The sequence below is a fragment of the Cupriavidus sp. H19C3 genome (assembly GCF_049393815.1).
Taxonomy (GTDB): domain Bacteria; phylum Pseudomonadota; class Gammaproteobacteria; order Burkholderiales; family Burkholderiaceae; genus Cupriavidus.
Window position 1 is genome coordinate 2,431,340 of record NZ_CP184986.1, and the last position, 22,917, is coordinate 2,454,256.

General features: G+C 69.0%; 15 protein-coding genes and 2 pseudogenes. 15 read left to right on the top strand and 2 right to left on the bottom strand.

The genetic code is table 11. The features are described 5' to 3' along the window. The first annotated feature begins 58 nt into the window (after window positions 1-58). The 15 genes and pseudogenes from DFLDMN_RS30360 to DFLDMN_RS30430 form a co-directional block, all read left to right on the top strand. Window positions 59-544: a GNAT family N-acetyltransferase gene (locus DFLDMN_RS30360; protein WP_423199446.1), complete on the top strand. Its 486-nt coding sequence runs from the start codon at window positions 59-61 to the stop codon at window positions 542-544. A gap of 29 nt (window positions 545-573) precedes the next feature. Further along, a complete protein-coding gene (locus tag DFLDMN_RS30365) occupies window positions 574-2,127 on the top strand; it encodes a mannose-1-phosphate guanylyltransferase/mannose-6-phosphate isomerase (RefSeq protein WP_423199447.1) in 1,554 nt (517 codons plus the stop codon). Then, on the top strand, window positions 2,114-3,319 hold the full coding sequence (locus DFLDMN_RS30370) for an undecaprenyl-phosphate glucose phosphotransferase (RefSeq protein WP_423199448.1): 1,206 nt from the start codon (window positions 2,114-2,116) through the stop codon (window positions 3,317-3,319). Before DFLDMN_RS30365 ends, DFLDMN_RS30370 begins: the two co-directional genes overlap by 14 nt. Before the next feature lie 99 nt (window positions 3,320-3,418). After that, complete coding sequence (locus DFLDMN_RS30375) at window positions 3,419-4,507, top strand: glycosyltransferase family 2 protein (RefSeq protein WP_423199449.1); 1,089 nt, start codon at window positions 3,419-3,421, stop codon at window positions 4,505-4,507. Continuing rightward, entirely contained in the window at window positions 4,501-5,682 is a 1,182-nt protein-coding gene (locus DFLDMN_RS30380; RefSeq protein WP_423199450.1) for a polysaccharide biosynthesis/export family protein, read from the top strand. The genes DFLDMN_RS30375 and DFLDMN_RS30380 overlap by 7 nt, the downstream gene beginning before the upstream one ends. Window positions 5,683-5,701: 19 nt before the next feature. Continuing rightward, window positions 5,702-8,017, top strand: coding sequence for a polysaccharide biosynthesis tyrosine autokinase (locus tag DFLDMN_RS30385; protein ID WP_423199451.1), 2,316 nt, complete (start codon window positions 5,702-5,704; stop codon window positions 8,015-8,017). 34 nt (window positions 8,018-8,051) lie between these two features. Then, window positions 8,052-9,497, top strand: coding sequence for an O-antigen ligase family protein (locus tag DFLDMN_RS30390; RefSeq protein WP_423199452.1), 1,446 nt, complete (start codon window positions 8,052-8,054; stop codon window positions 9,495-9,497). A 38-nt stretch (window positions 9,498-9,535) separates the two neighbouring features. Then, window positions 9,536-10,798 carry a glycosyltransferase family 4 protein gene (locus tag DFLDMN_RS30395; protein ID WP_423200622.1) on the top strand — a complete coding sequence of 421 codons (1,263 nt, stop codon included), beginning with the start codon at window positions 9,536-9,538 and terminating at the stop codon, window positions 10,796-10,798. A gap of 243 nt (window positions 10,799-11,041) precedes the next feature. Beyond that, window positions 11,042-12,166, top strand: coding sequence for a glycosyltransferase family 4 protein (locus tag DFLDMN_RS30400; protein WP_423200623.1), 1,125 nt, complete (start codon window positions 11,042-11,044; stop codon window positions 12,164-12,166). 9 nt (window positions 12,167-12,175) lie between these two features. Next, window positions 12,176-13,309 (top strand): annotated as a pseudogene (locus DFLDMN_RS30405) (glycosyltransferase family 4 protein); the annotation flags it as partial. Window positions 13,310-13,373: 64 nt separating this feature from the next. Further along, entirely contained in the window at window positions 13,374-15,689 is a 2,316-nt protein-coding gene (locus DFLDMN_RS30410; RefSeq protein WP_423199453.1) for a hypothetical protein, read from the top strand. Continuing rightward, entirely contained in the window at window positions 15,686-17,176 is a 1,491-nt protein-coding gene (locus DFLDMN_RS30415; protein ID WP_423199454.1) for an oligosaccharide flippase family protein, read from the top strand. Before DFLDMN_RS30410 ends, DFLDMN_RS30415 begins: the two co-directional genes overlap by 4 nt. Next, window positions 17,173-18,312 (top strand): glycosyltransferase, encoded by a 1,140-nt coding sequence (locus tag DFLDMN_RS30420; RefSeq protein WP_423199455.1) that lies wholly within the window; start codon window positions 17,173-17,175, stop codon window positions 18,310-18,312. The genes DFLDMN_RS30415 and DFLDMN_RS30420 overlap by 4 nt, the downstream gene beginning before the upstream one ends. Then, window positions 18,305-19,597 (top strand): glycosyltransferase family 4 protein, encoded by a 1,293-nt coding sequence (locus DFLDMN_RS30425; protein WP_423199456.1) that lies wholly within the window; start codon window positions 18,305-18,307, stop codon window positions 19,595-19,597. The genes DFLDMN_RS30420 and DFLDMN_RS30425 overlap by 8 nt, the downstream gene beginning before the upstream one ends. A gap of 79 nt (window positions 19,598-19,676) precedes the next feature. Then, window positions 19,677-20,486: pseudogene (locus DFLDMN_RS30430) on the top strand (class I SAM-dependent methyltransferase); the annotation flags it as partial. On the opposite strand, the gene DFLDMN_RS30435 reads toward DFLDMN_RS30430, so the two are convergent. Both DFLDMN_RS30435 and DFLDMN_RS30440 read right to left on the bottom strand, forming a co-directional pair. After that, complete coding sequence (locus tag DFLDMN_RS30435; RefSeq protein WP_423199457.1) at window positions 20,465-21,568, bottom strand: glycosyltransferase family 2 protein; 1,104 nt, start codon at window positions 21,566-21,568, stop codon at window positions 20,465-20,467. The pseudogene DFLDMN_RS30430 and the gene DFLDMN_RS30435 sit on opposite strands and share 22 nt — an antisense overlap. Before the next feature lie 152 nt (window positions 21,569-21,720). Next, complete coding sequence (locus DFLDMN_RS30440; protein WP_423199458.1) at window positions 21,721-22,689, bottom strand: response regulator transcription factor; 969 nt, start codon at window positions 22,687-22,689, stop codon at window positions 21,721-21,723. Between the last annotated feature and the right edge of the window lie 228 nt (window positions 22,690-22,917).

The window sequence follows — 22,917 nt, forward strand, 5'->3', positions numbered from 1 at the left end:
GTGACGCCTGGCGAGGCCGCTGGCGGGCACGCGTCGCGGAGCGACTGGAAAGGCGGCCATGGACTGGGTGGACAAGGATTTCAGCCAACTGAGCACGCGGGAGCTGTACCAGATTCTGCGTGTACGTAGCGAAGTTTTCATCGTCGAGCAGGGCAGCCTGGTGCTCGACGCCGACGGCAAGGATTTTATCGGCACGCACGTACTCGGCGTGGAGACGGCCGACGAGGCACCGCAGGTGCTGGCGTATGCGCGCCTGCTGCACGGCGATGACGGCGTGATCCGCATCGACAAGTTCCTCACACGCTTCTCGCGGCGCGGCGACGGCACCGCCGAGGCGCTCATGCGTTGCACGCAGGAAGCGATTCAGGCGCGCTGGCCCGGCATTCCGGCCAACATCCATGTGCCGTTCTATCTGCGCGAATTCTGCGAGCAGTTCGGCTTCGTCAAGCGCGAGGGGCCGTACCTCGAACACGGTACGCATTTCATCGGCATGGTCTGGCAACCGCTGCGGGCCCGGGCCCGGCTGTTCCGGCTGACACGCTGAGCCGCGCCGCGGCACGGCCAGGAGACATCATGAATCCATCGACCCCTCTGACGGGCCTGTCCGCCGACGCGTCCCACGCGCTGGACGCTGCCGCCGCGGCTGCGGTGGCGGCAGCGTCCATCTTGCCGGCGCTCCAGCCCGTGATCCTCGCGGGCGGCGCCGGCACGCGCCTGTGGCCGCTGTCACGCGAGCAGTTCCCCAAGCAGCTGCTGAACCTGGTGGCGGAAGACACGCTGCTCGAAGCCACCGCGCGTCGCTTCGACGGCATGGCGCTGATGGCGGGCCGCCCGGCCGGCATGGAGCAGCCCCAACTCGTGGTGTGCGGCGAGGAACATCGCTTCATGATCGCCGAGATGATGAAGCGCGCCGGCAAACCGGCCCGCATCGTGACCGAGCCTTGCGGCCGCAATACCGCGCCCGCGCTGACCGTCGCGGCTCTGCAGGCGGTTGCGCAGGCCGGCGAATGCGCCGACGCGGTGCTGGTGGTGGCACCTGCCGACCACAGCGTGGCGGATACGGCCGCGTTTCGCGCGGCGCTCGCACTGGCGGTCGAGCATGCCGACCGCGGCGCCATCGTCACGCTCGGGGTGCGCCCGGTGGCGCCCGAGACCGGCTACGGCTATATCCGCGCCGGACGCGATGCGCACGACGGCGCCTACGTGCTAGAGAAATTCGTCGAAAAGCCGCACCTCGAACTCGCGCGCCACTATGTCGAGTCGGGCGAATACTGGTGGAACAGCGGCATCTTCGTGGTACGTGCCGCGGTCTGGCTGCGTGCGGTCAGCACGCTGGCGCCGGAGATCTACGTGCAGTGCCGCGCCGCGGTGGAGACCGGTGCCGCCGCTGGCGACATGTTCCGCCTGAATGCGGATGCGTTTGCCGCGTGCCCGTCGGATTCGATCGACTACGCGGTAATGGAGAAGCTCGATACGCTGCCGGATGTGCCGGGCATGCTGGTGCCACTCGATGCGGGCTGGTCGGACGTGGGCTCGTGGGCCGCGATCTGGGATATCGCCCCCAAGGATGCGCTGGGCAATGCCGCGCGCGGCCGCGTGGTATTCGATGGCGCGGCGTCGTGCCTCGCGCATTCGGAAGGCCGCCTGATCGCCTGCGTGGGCGTGCACGACGTGGTGGTGGTGGAAACCGCCGATGCGGTGCTGGTGGTCGACAAGGCGCATGTGCAGGACGTCAAGAACGTGGTGCAGCGGCTGCGCGCCGAGCATGGCGCCGAGGTCGTCAATCACCGCAAGGTGCACCGGCCGTGGGGCTGCTACGACGCGATCGATCACGGCGACCGCTTCCAGGTCAAGCGCATCGTGGTGGAGCCGGGCGCGAGCCTGTCGCTGCAGATGCACTACCACCGCGCGGAACACTGGGTGGTGGTGCGCGGCACCGCGCGCGTGACCTGTGGCGATACGGTCAGCATCCTCAGCGAGAACCAGTCGACCTATATCCCCATCGGTACGTTGCACCGGCTCGAGAATCCGGGCAGGACGCCGCTCGAGATCATCGAGGTGCAATCGGGTTCGTATCTCGGTGAGGACGACATCGTGCGCTTCGAGGACAACTATGGCCGCCGCTGATACCCGCCCGACGCGGCGTCTCACCGGCCTGGTGGCCTGCGTCGACGTGCTGCTGGTGGCGGGCAGCGCGCTGCTTGCCCAGCAGCTCGCGGTACACGCAGTGCGCGCCAGCTGGGCCGACCTGCAGCTGTTGCTGGTGGCCTTCAACGCGCTGCTGCTGGCGCGGCTGGTGCCGACCTGGCTGTCGCGGCCGCTTGGCCGCGGGGCGGTGCGCACGCGCTCGGTGGCGGTGGTTGGCCACTGCGCGCATGCGCGCAACGTGCTGGCGCAGATCGCGCACGCGCCGGGCACGCCGTACCGCGCCGCGTGCGTGTTCGACGAGGCCGGCGAGGCGCCGCGGTGGCTTGGCAATGTGCCGGTCTGCGGCGACTTTGCCGAGTTCTCGTCGATGGTGCGCGCGCGCGCCATCGACGAGATCTGGCTCGCGGTGCCGCTTGCGGAGCAACACGTCCTGCGCCGCTTCGTGCGCGAATTCCGCAACGATTTCGTCGATATCCGCTACATGCCCGACCTGCGCGGTGTGCCGCATGTGCAGTGTTCGGTGGACAAGGTGCTCGGTTATCCCACGCTGAACCTCGCCATGTCGCCGGCGCGCGAATACCAGCTCTGGCCGAAGGAGGTGTTCGACCGCATCGCCGCCGCCATCGCGCTGGTGGTGCTGCTGCCGCTATTCCTGGTGGTGGCCGTGATGGTCAAGCGCTCGTCGCCGGGGCCGGTGCTGTTCCGCCAGCGCCGCAAGGGCTACGACGGCCGCGAATTCGAGATCTTCAAGTTCCGCACCATGTGCCAGCACGAGGAGGTGCCGGGCGTGTTGACGCAGGCGCGGCGCGGCGATCCGCGCGTGACGAAGGTCGGCGCCGTGCTGCGCGCGCTATCGATCGACGAGCTGCCGCAGCTGCTCAACGTGCTGCGCGGACAGATGTCGCTGGTAGGGCCACGGCCGCACGCGCTGGCGCATGACGATCTGTACAAGAACCTGGTCGAGGGCTACATGCATCGCTACCGCATCCGGCCCGGGCTGACCGGGTGGGCCCAGGTGAACGGCTACCGCGGCGAGACCTCGACGGTGGAGAAGATGGAAGCGCGGGTGAAGTTCGATCTGTTCTACATCCGCAACTGGTCGTTCTGGTTCGACTTGCAGATCATCCTGCGCACGCCGGCGTGCATCCTGCTCCGGCGCAACGCCTACTAGAGCGCGCGCAGGCTTTTACCCAGGGTAAGAGGAAAGACGGTTCCGCGGCGGCCGGGCATGGGCCGCGGCCGCGCGGCCGCTGTTCATACGGGGAACATCATGGAAGTCTCGGTAGTCATTCCCAGCTACAGGCGTTGCGACGATCTCGACCGATGCCTGCATGCCATGGCCCGCCAGCGCCGGCAGGCCCACGAAGTGGTGGTGGTGGCGCGCGCCGACGATGCGCCGACGCTGGCGCTGCTGAGCCGCTGGCTGTCGACCGCCACGGGACCCACGCTGCCCGGCCTGCGCGTGGCCACGGTCACGGTACCGGGCCAGGTGGCCGCCAACAACCGCGGGCTCGAAGCCGCGCGCGGCGATATCGTGTGCATCACCGACGACGATGCCGCGCCGCATCCCGACTGGATCGGCCGCATCGCCGCGCATTTCGAGCGCGATCCCGGCCTCGGTGGCGTGGGCGGACGCGACTGCGTGCACGAGAACGGCCAGATACTGCAGGGCGCCGCCCATTGCGTGGGCGAGCTGCGCTGGTATGGCCGCGTGATCGGCAACCACCATATCGGCGCGGGCGTGCCGCGCGACGTCGATATCCTCAAGGGCGTCAACATGGCGTGGCGCCGTACCGCCGTGGACGGCCTGCGCTTCGACGGGCGCCTGCGCGGCGCGGGTGCGCAGGTGCACAACGATCTCGCCTTCAGCCTGGCGGTGCGCCGCCGCGGCTGGCGCCTGCTGTACGACCCGGCGCTGTGCGTGGACCACTATCCCGCGCCACGGGCCGATGCCGACCAGCGTGCGATCTTCAATGCCGAGTCCTACTACAACGCGAGCTATAACCTGCACTTCGTGCTGGGCGAGCACCTGCGCGCGAGCGGCGTGCCGGCGGCGCGGCGCGCGCTCGCCGGCGCCTACCAGGTACTTGCGGGCTCGCGCAACTATCCGGGTCTGCTGCGCGCGCTCACGCTCGCCTTCGGCGGCGAGGGCCAGCGCGCATGGCGCCGCCTGTCGCTGACGCTGCGCGCGCGGCGCGAGGCCACGCAGGCCCTGCGCCTGACCGTGCCCGCCACGCCACGCCATGTGCTACGTGCGGAAACAGACAGCCAGCGCGGCGGCGCTGGCGCTTCAATGCCATCCATCGGTAAGCAGCAACAAGGGCACGCATGTGCCGACAAGGAGACGCTGCCATGGTAAATCGCATGTTCTCTCTGATGGCCGCCATTGCGCTGGCGACCGTTGTCACCGGTTGCACCTGGGCGCCGGGTCCCGCGCTCGATGCGAGCCGCATCCAGGACGACCTGTCCGCCAAGACGGGCACCGACGTCTATCCGGTCAGGCTGATCACGGCCGACGTGGTCCGCGGGCAGCCCGATGCCATCGCCATTGCCGCGGCGATTCCCGATTCACCCGCGCGCTCCGGCTCGTTCGACGACGACTTTGCACGCTACGAGTATCTGATCGGGCCGCAGGACCTGATCGGCGTGACGGTGCTCGACCACCCGGAAATGAGCTCCGGCATGCTGACCGCGCCGGTCACGCCCCAGACCGCGCCGGTGGCCGGTGTGCCGCAGCTGACGCCGACCAATACGCCGGTGGATCAGAGCGGTTACCGCGTCGACCGCAATGGCGAGATGTATTACCCGCCGGTGGGCAAGATCCGTGCGGGCGGCCGCACCGTGGACCAGGTGCGCCAGACCATCACCAACGCCATTCGCAACACGGTGCGCGACCCACGCGTCGATGTGCGCGTGATCGCCTATCGCAGCCAACGCGTCGACGTGACGGGCCAGGTGCGCAATCCCGGCATGCTGCCGGTCACCGACGTGCCCATCACGCTGGTCAACGCCATTACGCGCACCGGCGGCTTTGCGCCCGAGGCGGACGTGCAGAAGGTGCGGCTCACCCGCAAGGGCAAGCTGTACGAGTTCGACCTGGAGGCGCTGATCGAGCGGCGCAACGGCGCGCACGACTTCCTGCTCGCGGGCGGCGACGTAGTGTATGTGCCGGACCGCCTGTCGAGCCGCGTGTTCGTGCTCGGCGAGGTGCAGCGGCCGCAATCGCTGCTGATGAACAAGGGCCGCCTCTCGCTGGCCGATGCGCTCGCCGGCGTCAACAGCATCGACGTGCGCGGCGCCGATCCCCGCCAGATCTTCGTGGTACGCGGCATGCGCGACAAGCCGCAGTCGCCCGAGGTGTTCCGGCTCGACATGACCCAGATCGACGCGATGCTGCTGTCGACGCAGTTCCGGCTGGAACCGCTCGATGTGGTCTACGTCGGCACCTCGGATGCAGTGCGTTTCAACCGCGTGCTCGACCAGATCACGCCGACCATCCAGACCCTGTTCTTCACGCGGGAACTGGCTCGGTAAGGTTGTACTTGGAGTCACTATGAATACCGCATACCAGCGTCCCTATGGCACACCGCTGCCCCTGGAGGACGACGAATTCATCCTGCGGGACCTGGTGCGCATGGTGCGCCAGCAGCTCAAATGGGTGATCGGCATTACCGCCGTGGTGGCGGCGGCGGCCACGCTGTACGCATACTCGCTGCCGGCGGTGTACTCGGCCGATGCGCTGGTGCAGGTGCAGCAGCGCAATCCGGAGACCACGCCGATCGCGCGCAGCATGCAGATGATGGGCGCCACCAACGGCATGGTGCCGACCGAGGCAGAAATCGAGATCATCCGCAGCCGCTCGGTGCTGGAGCCCGTGGTCAACGCGTTCCGCCTCAATATCTCGGCCACGCCGGTCACCATGCCGTTCCTTGGCAACCTGGTGCGCCGCTTTGCCACGCCGGGCGTACCGGCCGCGCCGTGGTTCGGCATGTCGCGCTATGCGTGGGGCGGCGAGCAGATCGACCTCGAAGTGCTCAACGTGCCGGGCGCGCTGGAGGGAACGCCGCTCACGCTGCGTGCGCTCGATAACGGGCACTTCGCGCTGTTCGATCCCAGCGGTGTGCAGCTGCTGAGCGGACGGGTGGGCGATATCGTCGAGGAAGGCCAGGTGTCGATCCGCGTTGGCAAGCTCAATGCGCGCCCGGGTACCGAGTTCATCGTCTCGCGCAGCAACCAGCTGGCCGCGATCGGCGGGCTCGGCAAGTCGCTGCTGGTGCTGGAGCAGGGCAAGCAGACCGGCATCATCCAGATCTCGATGGAAAGCAGCGACCGCGTGGCGGCGATGCAGATCGCCAACGCGGTGGTGCAGTCGTATGTACGGCAGAATCTCGAGCGTCATCAGGAGGAAACCGCGCGTACGCTCGACTTCCTCAACGCCGAGGTGCCACGCGTGCGCGCCGACCTGGAAAAGGCCGAGGATGCGCTGGCCGCGCTGCAGCAGCGGCAGGGCGCCGTGCGGCCGACCTCGGAGGCGCAATCGTACCTGCAGGGCGGGCTCGATATCGATCGGCAGATCGCGCAGCTCACCATGCAGCGCACGCAACTGCTGCAACGCTTCATGCCGGGCCATCCCGACGTGCAGACCATCGACGCGCAACTGGCGCAACTGACGGCACTGCAGCGCAAGTTCGAGCAACGCTTCCGCGACATGCCGGCGTCCGAGAAGGCCGGCGTCCGCATGGAGCGCGACGTGAAGATCGCGCAGGAGATCTATATCTCGCTGCAGAACAAGGCCCAGGAGCTGATGATCAACCGCGCCGGCATGGTCGGCAACGTGCATGTCCTGGACGAGGCGCTGCTGCCGTCGTCGCCGGTCAAGCCCAAGCGCATGCTCATCATCGCCGCCGGCGTGATCCTTGGCCTGGTGCTCGCGGTGCTGACCGTCTTCCTGCGCCGCGCGGTGTTCGGCCGCATGCGTGAGCTCGAGGAGATCGAGCGGCGCCTGGCACTGCCGATGTTCGGGCAGATTCCGTTCAGCCCGGCGCAGAGCTGGCTCGAGGACTACTCGCGGCTGGAAGCGCGCGAGCCGGACCAGTTGCCGATGCCGGTAGAGCTGGCCGACGCCGAGCATGTGCCGCTGGAGCCCGAGCGCGCCGAGGAGTGGCTGCCGGCCGCCACGCGTCCCGTGCTGGCGGAATCGCGGCCGCACGACGAAGCGATCGAGGCGCTGTGCGGCATCTGCACGCAGTTCCAGTTCGCCATCGACCAGTTGCCCAATCGCGTGGTGGCGATGGTCGGCGCCACGGCCGGCGTGGGCAAGAGCTTTGTCGCCTCCAACCTGGCCACGCTGCTGGCCAAGTCCAACCGCCGTGTGCTGCTGATCGATGGCGATCTGCGCCGGCAGCGCCTGTCCGGCTACTTCAACCGTGCCGCCGGCATGGGCCTGTCGGAAATGCTGGCGGGCCGCATCGACGTGCAGGAGGCGGTGGTGCCGACCGGCGTGGCCAACCTGTGGCTGGTGCCGGCCGGCAATTTCGGCGCCACCCCGGCCGAGCTGCTGATGAACACGCGGCTGCGGCAGGCCCTGGAGACCTACGCCCGCGCCTATGACCTCGTCATCGTCGATACTCCGCCGGTGCTGACCTGCAACGATGCGCTGCCGGTAGCGGCGCTCGCCGGAGCCGCGGTGATGGTGCTGCGCACCGGGGTACATACCGAGCAGCAGATCGTGGAGGCGGTCAAGAAGCTCAAGCGCGCGGGCGGCAACGTGGCCGGTGGCATTCTCAACAATGTCCAGCGCAACGACGCGCGCGAAGCCGGCGGCCACATGAGCGATATCCTCGCGCGTGCGGCCGGGGGCGCGGCGTGATCGTGCGGGACGGCGTGCCTGCCGGGGCCGGACGATGAAAGCCACCACGCTCTCGATGACAGCGGAAGGCGCGCGCGGCGGCCGGCAGCTCCACCCCATCCTGCTGCCCGCGCTGTTCTTCGGCTTTGTGCTGGTTCTGATCCTGCTGCGGCTCGGCCGGGTGGTCGAGCTGTTCTACCCCGTCGGCGCGCTGATCGTGGGGCTGGTCGCGTACCGCCGCAATCCCGCGCACTATGTGTCGTTCATGTGCTGGCTGTACTTCCTCTCGCCGGAAGTGCGGCGTATCGCCGATTTCTTCAACAGCGCCTACAACCCGATCAGCCCGATCCAGATGGCACCGATGCTGGTGGCCACGCTGTCGGCGCTGACCGTGCTCACGCACTATCGCGTGGTGGCGACGCGCCGCGCGTTTCCGTCGCTGCTGCTGACGCTGGCGCTCTTGTACGCACTCGTGATCGGCATCATCCGCAATTCGCCCGCCTCGGCGGTGTTCTCGTTTGCCTACGCCATGCTGCCGATCTTTATCGGCTTCCATATCCTGGCCACGTGGAAACACTACCCCGCCTATGCGCGCGCGCTGGTGTCGACATTCAGCTGGGGCATGCTGGTGATCGGCGTGTACGGCGTGATCCAGTACGTCGTGATGCCGCCCTGGGATGCGATGTGGATGATTCGCTCCGGCATCGGCTCGGTCGGCGAACCGTTTCCGATGAGCTTTCGCGTCTTCAGTACGCTTAACTCGCCGGGGCCGCTTGCCAACGTGCTGATGGCTGGCCTGCTGTTCCTGCTGGCCGGGCGCGGCAAGGTGGTATGGATCGGCGCGGCATCCGGGCTGGTGGTGCTGCTGCTGACGGCGGTACGCTCCGCGTGGGGCGGCGCGGTGATCGGCGCGCTGTACGCGCTTGCCTGCATCGACAGCCGCACGCGCATTCGCGTGATCTTCGGCATCGTCGTGGTGGCGGCGCTGTCGATCCCGATGTTTGCGTTCGACGATTTCGCCAAACCGGTGGTCGATCGCATGCAGAGCATGTCGTCGATCCAGAACGATCGCAGCTTCCAGGTCCGCATGCAGTTCTACGAGTCGTTCGTGGCGGTGGCGACGAGCGACATCGCCGGCCAGGGCATGGGATCCACCGGAGTCGGCACCAAGCTGGACTCGGCCACCAGCCAGCTCGGCAAGTACGGCGTATTCGACAGCGGGCTGATGGAGATACCGTTCGTCATGGGCTGGCCCGGTACGGTGCTCTACGTGACCGGCCTGCTCTGGATGGTGGCCCGCGCCATGCGGCGCGGCCTGATGATGAAGTCGAACCGGCTGGCGGCGGCGGCGGTGGGTACCTCGGTCGGGCTGCTGTCGATGCTGGTGTTCAGCAATACGCTGGGCGCGTTCGACGGCATCCTGTTCCAGATCGGTGTCACGCTGCCGGTGATCGGCCACCGCTACGCCTCGATGCTCGCGGTCGCGGAGCGGCCATCATGACGCACGTTGCCGCCGACATCGGCGCGACCATCGCCCCGCTGCGCGTGGCCATCGTGACCCATGTGGTCGACCGCAACGACGGCCAGGGCCGCGTCAACCACGAGATCGTGGCAGCGGCGCTGGCGGCCGGTTGCGAAGTGACGCTCGTGGCGAGTCGCGTGGCCGAGCAGTGGCGTGCCCATCCGCGCGTGACATGGCAGCGGATTCCCGAGGCGCGCCTGCCCGGCGCGCTGCTGCGCTACCAGGTGTTTGCGCTCGCCAGCGGCTGGTGGCTGGCGCGCCGCCGCGCGCGCTTCGACGTGGTACACGTCAACGGCTTTATCACGTGGGCGCGGGGCGATATCAACACCGCGCATTTCGTCCATCACGGCTGGTTTCATTCGGGCTACTACCCGTACCGTGCGCGCGATGGCTGGTACGCGGCCTACCAGTGGCTCTACACGCGGCTCAACGCAAGGCTCGAACGCCGCGCGTTCCGGCGCGCACGCACGGTCGTGGCGGTGTCGCCGCGCATCGCCGACGAACTGCGCGCCACCGGCGTGGCGCCGGCAGCGATCGAGGTCATCGCCAACGGCGTGGACACCGACGAATTCGCCCCGGGAAGGAACTGCCGCGCACGCTTCCGGCTGCCGCAGGGCGTGCCGCTGCTGCTGTTTGCCGGCGACCTGCGTACGCCGCGCAAGAACCTCGACACGGTACTGGCCGCGCTGGCCCAGGTGCCCGAGCCGGTGGCGCTCGCGGTGGCCGGCCATGTCGGCGACAGTCCCTACCCCGAACTGGCACGCCAGCTGGGGGTGGCACAGCGCGTCCATTTTCTTGGTCACGTGGCCGACATGGCAACGTTGATGCGTAGCTGCGATGCGCTGGTTTTTCCGTCGCGCTACGAGCCAATGGGCCTGGTGGTGCTGGAAGCCATGGCAAGCGGCATGGCGGTCTTTACCGCGTCCACCACCGGTGCGGGTGGCCTGGTGCCGCCCGGGGCCGGCGTGGTGATCGACGACCCGGACGACGCAGCGGCACTGGCCGGCGCGATCCGTGCCCATACCGCCGATCCCGATGCGCTGCGGCGGATGGGCGCGCTTGGCCGCGCGGCGATGCTGACGCAGGGCTGGGCCGCGATGGGCGCGCGCTACGTGGCGCTCTACCGCCGCCTCGGCGCGCAAGCCCGCGGCCATCCCGACGACAGCGGACCCGAGCTCATGGTCGGCGAACGCAGCCAGCACCGTACCAGGGGCACCCCCGGAGCCTCCGGTACGGCGAGTGCGCCACGTGCCGCGGCGCCCACCAACCATCCTGCCTGAAACGCACCGCGGAGCTTTCCGATGAACCTGACCAGCGCCTTGTGCGATGCCCGTGTCGACGCCGGCATCGAGAGCGATATCGAGAATGGTATCGACAGTCGCGTCGATGGCGGCCACGCCGCGCGCGCCGTGCATCCCGCCCAGCCCGGCGCGAGCGAGGACCCGGCGGGTGCCGGTGGCGAGCGCGCCGGCACCGGGCCCGCGGCGTCCTTGCGTCCGGCGCTAACCGCATTCGAGATCGGCATGCACTGGTTTCCGGAGCGCGCGGGCGGCCTCGATCGGGTCTATCACACGCTGGCCGGCGCGCTGCCCGCGGCCGGCGTCAGCGTGCGCGGCATGGTGGCGGGCTCTACCGCGGCCGCCAGCGATACGCGCGGCGCCATTGCCGCGTTTGCGCCGCCGGCCACCAGCATGCCGCTGCGGCTGATGCGCGCGCGCCGCACGCTGCGCCGCATGCTGTCGCGCGAACAGCCCGACGTCGTCGCCAGCCATTTCGCGCTGTACACGCTGCCGGGCCTCGATCTGATCCGCGACTATCCCACCGTGATGCATTTCCACGGGCCTTGGGCCGCCGAGAACACCGCCGAGGGCGTGTCGGACGTGGCCAGCCGCATGCAACAGCGCATCGAGGAGATCGTCTATCGCCGCTGCCAGCTCCATATCGTGCTGTCGCAGGCGTTTGCGCACATCCTGCAGACGCGCTATCGCGTCGACCCCGAACGAATCCGCATCGTGCCGGGCTGCGTCGACGCGGCGCGCTTCGGGGCCGAGATGGAACGCCGCACCGCGCGCCAGGCGCTCGGATTGCCCACCGACCGTCCAATCGTGCTGACCATCCGCAGACTGGTGCGCCGCATGGGCCTGGAGGACCTGATCGACGCCGTCGTCAAACTGCGCGAGCGCGTACCCGATGTGCTGGTGCTCGTGGTCGGGCGCGGCACGCTGGAGCACGAGCTGCGCGAGCGCATCGACGAACTCGGCCTGCAGGGCTATGTACGGCTGCTGGGCGCACTGCCGGATGTGCAACTGCCGCTCGCGTATCGCGCGGCCGATCTCAGCGTGGTGCCGACCGTGCAGCTGGAAGGCTTTGGCCTGACCACGGTCGAGTCACTGGCGGCCGGCACGCCGGTGCTCGTCACGCCCGTGGGCGGTTTGCCCGAAGCCGTGCGCGGCCTGTCGCCGGACCTGGTGCTGCCCGCCACCGGTGCGGACATGCTGGCGCAGGGCATGGCCGACGCGCTGCGCGGCACGCAGCGCCTGCCCGATGCGCAGGCCTGCCGCGCCTATGCGCGCGCGCATTTCGATATCCCGGTGATCGCGCGCAAGGTCGCCGAGGTCTACCGCGAAGCCGTCAACCGCGTGGATTAGGAGCGCGCCATGAAAGTCGCCGTGGTACATGACTGGCTGGTGACCTACGCCGGGGCCGAGCGCGTGCTGGAGCAGATCCTGCATTGCTTCCCGGACGCCGATGTCTTCAGTCTGGTCGATTTTGCCGAGGAGCGCGCGTTTCTGCGCGGGCGCCCGGTTACCACTTCGTTCATCCAGCGCCTGCCGATGGCACGCACGCGCTATCGCAGCTACCTGCCGCTGATGCCGCTCGCGATCGAGCAGCTCGATGTGTCCGGCTACGACCTGGTCATCTCGAGCTCGCATGCGGTGGCCAAGGGTGTGCTGACCGGCGCGGACCAGTTGCATATCAGCTATGTGCACACCCCGATCCGCTACGCGTGGGACCTGCAGCACCAGTACCTGCGCGAAAGCAATCTGCAGTACGGCGTACGCTCGGTACTGGCGCGCATGCTGCTGCACTACATCCGCAACTGGGATGCGCGGACGCGCGATGGCGTCGACCATTACATCGCCAACTCGGCGTTCGTGGCGCGACGCATCCGCAAGACCTATGGCCGCCATGCCAGCGTGATTCATCCCCCGGTCGACGTCGACGCGTTCACGCCGGCGGTCGGGGCCGATGCGCGCGAGGACTTTTACCTGACGGTCTCGCGCATGGTGCCGTACAAGCGCGTGCCGCTGATCGCGCAGGCGTTTGCGGCCATGCCCGATCGTCGGCTCGTGATCGTCGGAGATGGCCCCGAGATGGCGCGCGTGCGCGAGGTGGCCGGCCCCAACGTCCAGGTGCTCGGCCATCGGCCGTTTGCCGAAATGCGCGAATACATGCAGCGCGCTCGTGCGTTCGTGTTTGCCGCGGAAGAGGACTTCGGCATCTCGGTGGTGGAAGCCCAGGCCTGCGGCACCCCGGTGATCGCCTATGGGCGCGGCGGTGCGCTGGAAACGGTGCGCGACGAGCGCAGTGCGATGCCGACGGGTCTCTTCTTCGACACGCAGGACGTGGCGTCGATCGTTGCCGCGATCGGCCGCTTCGAGGCCAATGCCAGCGCGTTCCGCCCCGAGTACTGCCGCCTCAATGCGGAGCAGTTCTCGATCGAAAATTTCCGTGAGGCCCTGATCGGCTTCGTGGCGCGGGCGCGGGCCGCTACCGGTCTGCGCCCGGCCGAGGGCGGCGACGATAGCGTGCCTGGCGGCACGACGCCGCTCGACGGCCTGGCGGGGTGGCACGATGGCTGACGGCCGCGCCGGGCGCATGGGACCCTTGCGAGGGTGGGCGGTGGCGCTGGCCATGCTGGCGGGGTCCGCCCATGCGGAGCTCCGCTACACCACTTCGTGGATCGGCAATACGCTCGGCTTCGGCAACGGGCGCTGGGTACCCAATGCCATCGAGGCCATTGCGGTGGCCCCGGATGGCACCGTGTTCACCAATACGGAATGGGACGAAGCCGGCGGCGAGATCACCATCGTGCGTGGTGGCAAGGTCGATGGCGTGGGCGAGAGCACACATGGCTGGGGCAACTTCGGTGGCGATGCCATCGCCGTGGGCGACGGCTACCTGTTTGCCGCCGCCCGCATCGAGAACGAACGCGACCGCTTTGCCAATCGTCCCGGCTATCCGGCCAAGGGCGAGGTCTGGTTCGGCGTGACACGCCGCGATCTGGCGCGGCCGCAGCGCGGCGCGCCGTTCGAGGGCGGCGTGGGCAATGCCGACGAGGTCAATCCGGGTGCGATTCACAACAGCTTTCTGCGCGTGAGCACGGTCGGCCGCGGCCAGGATGCCGCCGTGCGCGGGCTGGCGGTGGGCGCGCGCGTGCTCTATGTGGCCACGCCCCTGCGCAACATCATCGAGCGCTTCGACACGCGCACCATGCAGCCGTTGGCGGCGTGGCCCGAGGAACAGCCCGGCAAGATGGTGGCCGATGGCGCCGGCAATGTCTGGGTCATCCTGCATACGCAAGGCACGCAGGGCCGCAAGATCGTGCGGCTGGGCGGCGACGGCCAGCGCAATGCGCAGGTGCCGCTGCCGGCCGGCGTGGTGCCGGTGGATCTGGCCCTCGCGCCCGACGGTCGCCTGCTGGTGGCCGACAACGGCCCGCGCCAGCAGTTGCTGTGGTTCACCGTCGATGCACGTGGTGTGCGCGCGGCCGGCGAGCTGGGCCAGCGTGGCGGAGCATTCGGTACCGGCCCCGATGGCCGCGCGCGCCCCGGCAGCACCGGTCCGCAGCGCTTCCACGGCCTGACCTCGGTCGCCATCGACGCCACTGGCGGCATCTACGTCGCCACCAGCGGCATGGGCCCGCGTCCGGTGGGCGAGCGGCCCTTCCATTTCGGCGCGGTGCTGGAGAGCTACGGGCCTGGCGGCGAGCGCCGCTGGAAGCAGGAGGGGCTGCTGTTTCTCGACACCGCGCACGTCGATCCGGCCGATCCGCAATGGGCCTATACCGGCGGCCGCCGCTTTCGCATCGACTACAGCCGCACCGTGCCGGGCAGCGAATGGACCTATGCCGGCATCACCATGGACCCGTTCCGCTATCCCGAGGATGCGGCATTTGCCGAAGGCGCGGAGGGGCGCGGCTTTCCGCTGATGCGCCGCATCCGCGGCAAGCTGTTCGGGTTCTTCACCGACCGGCACGCCAAATTCCTCAAGATCTATCGCTTCGATCCGGAACGATCGGAACTGGCGGTGCCGGCGGGCTTTATCTCGACGCGGCACATCGAGGGACGCTGGCCACCGTTCCAGCCGCCGGCCGGTGAGTGGATCTGGCATGACGACAACGGCGACGCGCGCTTCCAGGCCAACGAATTCGAGCGCAATGGCGGGCGCAACGCGCCGGCCATGCAGGCATGGTGGGTGGATAGCGCGGGCGACGTGTGGGCCGCCGCCTACGACGACGGCATCCGCCGCTTTCGCCTGCGCGGGCTCAATCCGCGCGGCAATCCCGACTACAGCTTTCGCGCGGTCGATTTCGACCGCATGCCCGCCCCCTTCACGCGCCTGCAGCGACTGCAGTATTACCCGGAGACCGACACCATGTACCTGACCGGCGCCACCGCCCGGCGTCCCTACGACGAGACCCAATGGGACTCGATTGGCCGCGTGGTGGCACGCTTCGATGGCTGGAGTACCGGCGCGCGCAAGCCGCGCTATGTGCTGGAACTCGAGACGCTGCCGGGTGCGCGCCCGAAGCAGGGCATCGAAGGCATTGCCGTGGCGGGCGACTACCTGTTCCTGGTGGAAGCGGAGAAGGGGCATGTGCGCGTGCTGGACAATCGCAGCGGCGCGCAGATCGGTGTCATGACGCCAGGGCCGGAAGTCGGGCGCGACAGTGGCTGGGTCGACGTGCCGATGGGGATCACGGCGTTCCGGCGCCCCGATGGCGAATACATCGTGTTGGTGGAAGAGGACGCGCGCGGCAAGAACATGATGTACCGCTGGCGGCCAACGGGCACCGCGGCGGCGGCGGCGCGAGACGCCACCGCGGCCTCCACCACCGCCCCGACCACCGCCCCGACCGCCGCCATCGCCTCCGGAGCGCGCCGATGATGGACGTGACGCTGCGGCGCAACCTGCTGATCAACCTCACCGGACTGGCGTTGCCGACGCTGGTCTCGCTGGTGACCGTGCCGCTCTACATCAAGGTCCTGGGCGTGGACCGCTTTGGCGTGATGACGCTGGTGTGGGTACTGGTCGGCTACTTTGCGCTGGCGGACTTCGGCATCGCGCTGGCCAGCGAAAAGCGTATCGCGCGCGCGCTTGCCACCGGCGACCGTGCGGACATCGCGCGCACGTTCTGGAGCGCATGCTGGACCAGCCTTGCCACGGGCTGCATCGGCGGCGCCATCCTGTATGGCGTGGCCGATGCCTATTTCGGCTGGTCCATGCATGCGCCGCCGCAACTGCTCGCCGAGGTGCGGCAGGCATTGCCCTGGATCGCGGTATCGATTCCCATCGGCAACGTGGCGCTGGTGTTTGCCGGCGCGATCAGCGCGGCCGAACGCTTCTCGGTATTCAACGTCAACCAGACGCTGGGTACGGTGCTGTTCCAGGTGTTGCCGATCGTCGCCGCGATGGTGCTGGCGCCCACGCTGCGGGTGGCGCTGATCGCCGCCGTGGCGGCGCGCGCGGTGGCCGCGCTGCTGCTGGGTGTGGCTGCGCTGCGCGTGCTCGACCTGCGCGCGCTGGCCGGCGCCGAACCGGGCTGCGTGCGCGCGCTGTTCGGCTATGGCCGCTGGCTGCAGCTCACGGTGGCGGCCAGCATGATCGGCGAATCGCTCGATCGGGTGATCGTGGGCGCGCTGCAGCCGCCGCGCTTCGTCACGTACTACGCGGTGCCGCAGAACCTGGTGTCGCGCCTCAACCTGCTCTCGGGCGCGCTCTCGCGCACGCTGTTTCCGCGCCTGGCGGCGGCATCGCGCGCGCAGGCAATCAGAACCGCGCGGCATGCGCTCGCGTTCCTGCAGACCCTCCTCACGCCGGTAACGGTGGGCGCATTGTTCGCCCTGGAGCCGTTTCTGCATCTGTGGGTGGGCCAGGAGCTGTCGCAGACCTCGGGCGAGATCGGCCGCATCATGATTGTCGGTGTGTGGCTTGCCGGACAGACGGCGGTATGCCGCAACCTCATGCTGGCCCAGGGCAAGGAAGCGGGCGTGGCGCACGTGTCGATGGTGCTGTTGCCGGCATTCGCGCTGACGCTGTGGGGCGCGGTGCACGCGTTCGGCATCGTCGGAGCGGCGTTCGCCGTGCTGCTGCGCGGGGTGGTGGAGTATGCGGCCCTGCTGTGGCTGTGCGGCCTGCGCGTATGGCCGACGCTGCGCGAGATGGCGCCGCACCTGGGCTTTGTGATCGTCGGCGTGGCGGTGGCGGCCAGCATCGAGGCATGGCTGCCGGCGCTCGCCGCGGGAACGGTGCTCGCGCTCGTCAACATGGCCTGGTCGTACTACAGCTCGGCGACGTTCCGCGACGTCGCCGGGTCCATCTGGCAGCGGCTGGCGCGACATCCCGCGCCGGCCAACCGCGAGGGCGAAACATGAGGATTCTGCATCTGGCCAATCATGCGCGCGACGTCGGCAACGGCATCGTCAACGTCATGGTCGATCTCGCGGTGGCGCAGGCGCAGGCCGGCCATGAGGTAACGCTGGCCACCGAGACCTGCGGCTTTGCGCCCCTGCTGCAGGCGCACGGCGTGCGCCACATGGTACTGCCGCAGCGGCGCGCGCTGGCCCTGCCGGCAGGGGTGCGCGGCCTGCGTCGCGTGGTCGACGCGGTGGCACCCCAGATCGTGCATGCGCACATGGTGTCGGGGGCGCTGGTGGCCTGGAGCGCGAGGTGCCTGGGCGCGCGCGGGTATGGCCTGGTGACGACGGTGCATAACGAATTCCAGCGCAGCTCCAACCTGATGCGGCTCGGCGACCGCGTGGTCGCGGTAAGCGGCGCGGTGGGTGCGCGCATGGCCGAGCGCGGCATTCCGGCGGCGCGCATTCGCGTGGTGCGCAATGCCACCATCGGCGCCGCGCGCCTGCTGCGGCAGGCCGAGAGCCCGCTGCGGCTGGACGGCCCCGCCATCGTCACGGTGTCCGGGCTGTATGCGCGCAAGGGCGTGCTCGACCTGATCGAAGCCTTTGCCATGGTGCATGCCCGCTATCCGGCCGCGCGTCTCTACCTCGTCGGCGACGGTCCGGACCGCGGCGCCTGCGAGCGCCTGGCGCGCGAGCGTGGCGTGGCCGAGGCGGTGCGCCTGGTCGGCTTTGTTTCCGATCCGCGCCCCTGGATGCGCGCAGCGGACGTCTTCGTGCTGGCCTCCCATAGCGAATCGTTTCCGCTGGTCATGGCGGAAGCGCGCGAGGTGGGCTGCGCGATCGTGGCGACCTCGGTCGGCGGCGTGCCGGAGGCGCTGGAGTACGGTGCAGCCGGCATGCTGGTGCCGGCTCGTCGGCCCGCGCTGCTGGCGGAAGCGCTCGGCACGCTGCTGCGCGATCCCGTCACGCTGGCGGTATGGCGCACGCGCGCGCGCGCGGGCACCGAGTGGCTGCGTGTGGAGCGCATGCAGCGCGACTACGACGCCGTCTACGACGAAGTGCTGGCCGGCCTGGGCGCGATGGATGCGGAGGGCGAGGCGAGCGCGGCGGGCGAGGTTGGCACGGACAAGGGACTGGTGCGCCATGGCTGAACAGGATCCGCTCGGCACCCTGGCACAGGGCCACCAGGGACGCCAGGACATCGGCCGTGAAAGCATCGACGGCGCCGCCATGCGGCCATCCGCGCGTACGGGCGCGCCGCATGTGCTGTTCGTCGACCAGAGCGGCGATCTGGGCGGTGCCCAGTTGAGCCTGCTCGATATCGCGCGCCATCGGCGTGCGGACAGCGAGGTGTTGCTGCTGTCCGACGGGCCGTTCCGCGCGCGGCTGGCCGCACAGGGTGTCGAGGTCAGCGTCGAGGAGGGCGGCGCGGTCGGCACGCTGCGCCAGCGCGGTCTCGGGGCCGGCACGTGGCGCGGTCTGGCCGCGTTGCCATCGCTGGTGTGGCGGGTGGCGCGGCGTGCGGCACGCGCCAATATCGTCTATGCCAATACGCAGAAGGCGATGGCCGTCAGCGTGCTGGGCCGCTTCCTGCATCGGCGGCCCGTGATCTGGCATCTGCGCGATATCGTCGACGCGCGCCAGTTCGGGCGCAGCCAGCTGCTCGCCGTGCGCTGGCTGTCGCGCGGACTCGATCGCGTGATCGCCAACTCCCAGGCCAGTGCCGATGCCTTCCGGGCGCTCGTGGGTCCGCGTTCCCGCGTGCCGGTGGATGTGGTGCACAACGGCATCGATCCGGCGCCGTTCGATGCGGCGCGCATGCTCGACCGTCAGCGCTTGCGCGAGGCCAACGGTCTGCCGCAGGACGGCCTCGTGGTCGGCCTGTTCGGCCGCCTGGCGCCGTGGAAGGGCCAGCATGTGCTGCTGGAAGCCGTGTCGCGGATGGCCGGCGTAACCGTCGTGCTGGTGGGCGCCGCGCTGTTCGGCGAGCAGGCCTACGAGGACACGCTGCGCGAGCGCGTGGCGGCGCCCGACCTGCAGGACCGCGTGCACTTCCTCGGCTTCCGCTCGGACATTGCCGAGCTCATGCATTGCGTCGACGTGGTGGTGCATGCCTCGGTCAAGCCGGAGCCATTCGGCCGCGTGGTGGTCGAGGGCATGCTGGCGGGCCGCCCCGTGGTGGCCACCGGCGCGGGTGGCGTGACCGAGATCCTCGACCACGGCCTGACCGGCGTGCTGGTGCCGCCGGACAACGCCGACGCGATGGCCCAGGCCATCGCGAGCCTGAGCGACGACGAACGCAGCGCGCTGGGCGCGCGTGCCCGGGCCGCCGCGCTGGCGCGCTTTGCGCCGCAGGCCACGCTGGCCGCGGTGGACCGCATTATTGCCGAAGTCGCCCACGGCAACGGCCTGATCCGGGATTCTCCTGCCCTCTGAGTGTCATCGCTTCCCAGGGTGGCGCCGTCCGAACCTGTCGGACGGCGCCCGCTTTCGCATGCACTCAGGAGTCATGAATATGGCTATGGCAATGACGATGGACCGGATCAACCGTTCGATCTGGTCCGCGCGCAAATGGGCCACGTGGTTCGGCGAACTCGACGGCTGGACCGACGTTGGTGAGGCTACCGCGCTCGCGTGGGTGAGGGAGGTGGCGCGCGGCACGCCGATTCTCGATATCGGTGTCGGCGGCGGCCGCACCGTGTCGATGCTGACCGAGATCTCGACCGACTACACCGGCGTGGACTACACCCCCGAGCTGCTCGACGTCTGTCGCGCGCGCCATCCCGGCGTATGCGTGCGGCAGATGGACGCGCGCGACATGTCGGCATTCGGGAACGACAGCTTCGGCCTGGTCGTGTTCAGCTTCAATGGCATCGACGCGGTGGATCCGCCGGGCCGGCGCGTGATCCTCGCAGAATGCGCGCGCGTGCTGCGCCCCGGCGGCCGGCTGCTGTTTTCCACGCATAACATGCGCGGTCCCGGTTATCGCGAGAACGTCTGGAAGCACCTGCCACGCTGGAGCTGGAACCCCGCGAGATTTGGCTGGCGCGTGCTCAGGATGGCGGCGGCGCTGCCGTCAGCGAGCTGGAACTTCATCGTCAACGGCAGGCACAATCAGGCGTTCGACGGCTATGCGATCCGCGTCTGCGGTGCGCATAACTTCGGACTCGTGATCACCTTTACCACGCTCGAGCACCAGCTCGACGAACTCGCGGCCGTGGGCCTCACCCCCGAGGTCGTGTTCGGCAATACGCACGGGCAGGTGGTCAGGCGGGACGACGATACGCGCGAGATCAAGTGGTTTCACTTCATCGCGTGCAAGCCGGCGGCGTCGGGCGCGATGCCGGTGGCGGGCGCGGCCACGCAGTCGGCCGACGCCTCCGCCAGCCCTGCCACGGCGGTCACTGCCGCGGCCGCCGGGCCGACCGCGGCTACGGTGACCGGTGCGGACGCCGGCGCCGGTACCGCATCGCGCGCGGCGGCGAGCGCGGATGGGGGGATGCCGACCGTGCCGGTCGTGCCCTGACCGCGCGCGTGCTGGCGGATGTACCCGCAGGCGAGTCGGGTCGTCCGCCAGGATGCCGCCGCGCCACGCCAGCCCTGCGCGCGCAGGTTGTGCAGCAGGTTGTGCGGTACCGCCACGGCCATGAACAGCGCGGCCTTGGCGGGCTGGCGCTGGCTCCACCAGTAGCGCTTGAAGGTGGTGTACAGGCGCGACGCTTCCTTGAAAGGCCGGTAGTAGTCGCGATTGGCCGGCGACGGGAAGTGCTGGTTGGCGGCGCTCGGCAGCCATTCGATGCGGAAGCCGTGGCCGAATACGGCGCGGCTGGCGAGGTCGATCTCGTCGTAGCCGTAGACCAGCTGCTCGTCGAACGCGATCCGTGCGAACAGGTCGCGCGGAAAGACCGTGCTGTTGATCACGATCGAGTACATGCGCTCGCCGCACGCATAGTTGTGCTGCTGGAAGCCGAGGAACGCGCCCTTGTGCGGCCGCACGCGTTCGCCATTGCAGACCTCCACGCCGGTCAGGATCAGGCGGCCGGGTTCCACGCCGGCGCTTGCATGGCGCACGTGGTCGTCGGCGATGCGTTCGGCCATCTGCTGCAGGAACGTCTCGCCAAGCGTGGCATCGTCGTCGATGAACAGCACATGGGTGCCGGTCGCGGCCGACAGCGCGCGGTTGCGGTTGGCACAGAGTCCGCGGCGCGGGCCCTCCAGGTATGTCACGTCGGGAAATTCGTCCCGCATCATGTCGCGCGTCGCGTAATCGGTGCTGTCGTCGGAGACGATCAACTGGTGCACGGGCATGGTGGAGGCCCGCACCGACGCCAGCGCGCGGCGCAGGTCTTCAGGACGGTTGCGCGTGCAGATGCAGAGCGAAAACGTCGGCAGGAATAGCGCTGACATGATGTTCTCCCCGGTGTTGTCGGCGCATTATGGGCGAGGTCGGCGGTGCGATTCTGTTCGGTGGGTCACACCGTGGCGCGCCATGCGGTTTCCGCGCGCGAGGGCCAGCGCGGGAGCGCTGGCCGGCGTTGGCCAGTGCTCCCGGCGGCAAATCACAAGCCAGCCTGCGAACTCGCGTAGGTGGCCGACGCGTCGCCGCGGAGTGTGTCGCCACGCAGTGTGTCGCCGCGCAGCGTGTCTCCCCGCACCTGCTCGCCACGCATGGGCGTGGTCCGCGCCGCGCGTTCGTCGCCGTTCACCCAGTCGAGCGTCGCGCCGCGTTGCAGCGCAGCGTACACCGCCTCGCCCTTGTTACGCACCTTGAGGCGCTGGTACAGCGTGCAGGCATGGCTCTTCACGGTCGCCACCGAGATATTGAGCATGCGGCTGACGGTCTTGATCGGGTAGCCGCGCGCCAGCAGCACAAGCACTTCGTACTGGCGCGGCGTGATCTTGAGCATCTCGGCCTCGTCGTAGCTGGGCTCGTCGTCCGCGCCCGACAACGGCAGCATCGCCTGGCTGACCGCACCGCGCAGGGCGGGGCGGGGCGTGCCGGCGCATGCGGCAAGCGCATGCGGGTCGGGCTGCATCGTGGCCGGGAGCGGCAGCGGTGCGGCCGAAGCGAGCGAGGGCGTGGCCGGCAAGGCGGAACGCGATGCCGCGGGAGCCGTGGTGAGTGCCGTGGTGGAGGCCGATTCGGTGGAGAACACCAGCCCTTGCACGCTCGAGATCGCCAGCCGGATGGCCGCCTCGATGACGGCCAGCGAGGCCGACTTCGGCAGGCAGCCGCAAATGCCGCGCGCAGCTTCGGCATTGGGCAGGTGCAGCGGCAGGGTATCGGTCAGGACGAGAATGCGTTGCGGTGTCAGGTGCTCGCGCGCCTGCTCGAGCTGTTGCCAGCCCGCCGCCGTGTCTGCCGGCATGCCGAACACCATCAGTTCGGCGTTGTGATGCTGGGCTTCCAGCCGGTCCGTGTCGGCCGGTGCCAGAGCCAGTACATGGCCCCATGCCTGGATGTTCTCGAGCATCTGGAGCAGCCCGAGCCGGAGGAGCGGATGCTCCTCGATCAGCAAAGCATTCATTCTTATTGACTCCCCGTTGGCGGGCAGGAGAGCGGGGCGCTTTGCGTATGGGGAGAAAATCGTGGCGGCATGGCGGGATACCGTCGGGCACCCGCTGAGACAGCTGCTAACCCCATGCTTCCATATCCGGCGATGTCCCGTTGTGTAGATGGACTTGTCCGCCGGGATCGGAAGTTTGACCCGAACCCGAACCCGAAAAAATCTCACTCCTTAATCGGATGAATTTCA

Excerpts from the sequence above, each read along its gene's own strand:
- DFLDMN_RS30375 (WP_423199449.1), top strand. The coding sequence starts at position 3,419 with ATGGAAGTCTCGGTAGTCATTCCCAGCTACAGGCGTTGCGACGATCTC.
- DFLDMN_RS30385 (WP_423199451.1), top strand. The coding sequence starts at position 5,702 with ATGAATACCGCATACCAGCGTCCCTATGGCACACCGCTGCCCCTGGAG.
- DFLDMN_RS30435 (WP_423199457.1), bottom strand. The coding sequence starts at position 21,568 with ATGTCAGCGCTATTCCTGCCGACGTTTTCGCTCTGCATCTGCACGCGC.
- DFLDMN_RS30415 (WP_423199454.1), top strand. The coding sequence starts at position 15,686 with ATGATGGACGTGACGCTGCGGCGCAACCTGCTGATCAACCTCACCGGA.
- DFLDMN_RS30425 (WP_423199456.1), top strand. The coding sequence starts at position 18,305 with ATGGCTGAACAGGATCCGCTCGGCACCCTGGCACAGGGCCACCAGGGA.
- DFLDMN_RS30400 (WP_423200623.1), top strand. The coding sequence starts at position 11,042 with ATGCACTGGTTTCCGGAGCGCGCGGGCGGCCTCGATCGGGTCTATCAC.
- DFLDMN_RS30370 (WP_423199448.1), top strand. The coding sequence starts at position 2,114 with ATGGCCGCCGCTGATACCCGCCCGACGCGGCGTCTCACCGGCCTGGTG.
- DFLDMN_RS30365 (WP_423199447.1), top strand. The coding sequence starts at position 574 with ATGAATCCATCGACCCCTCTGACGGGCCTGTCCGCCGACGCGTCCCAC.
- DFLDMN_RS30380 (WP_423199450.1), top strand. The coding sequence starts at position 4,501 with ATGGTAAATCGCATGTTCTCTCTGATGGCCGCCATTGCGCTGGCGACC.
- DFLDMN_RS30360 (WP_423199446.1), top strand. The coding sequence starts at position 59 with ATGGACTGGGTGGACAAGGATTTCAGCCAACTGAGCACGCGGGAGCTG.
- DFLDMN_RS30390 (WP_423199452.1), top strand. The coding sequence starts at position 8,052 with ATGAAAGCCACCACGCTCTCGATGACAGCGGAAGGCGCGCGCGGCGGC.
- DFLDMN_RS30440 (WP_423199458.1), bottom strand. The coding sequence starts at position 22,689 with ATGAATGCTTTGCTGATCGAGGAGCATCCGCTCCTCCGGCTCGGGCTG.
- DFLDMN_RS30420 (WP_423199455.1), top strand. The coding sequence starts at position 17,173 with ATGAGGATTCTGCATCTGGCCAATCATGCGCGCGACGTCGGCAACGGC.
- DFLDMN_RS30410 (WP_423199453.1), top strand. The coding sequence starts at position 13,374 with ATGGCTGACGGCCGCGCCGGGCGCATGGGACCCTTGCGAGGGTGGGCG.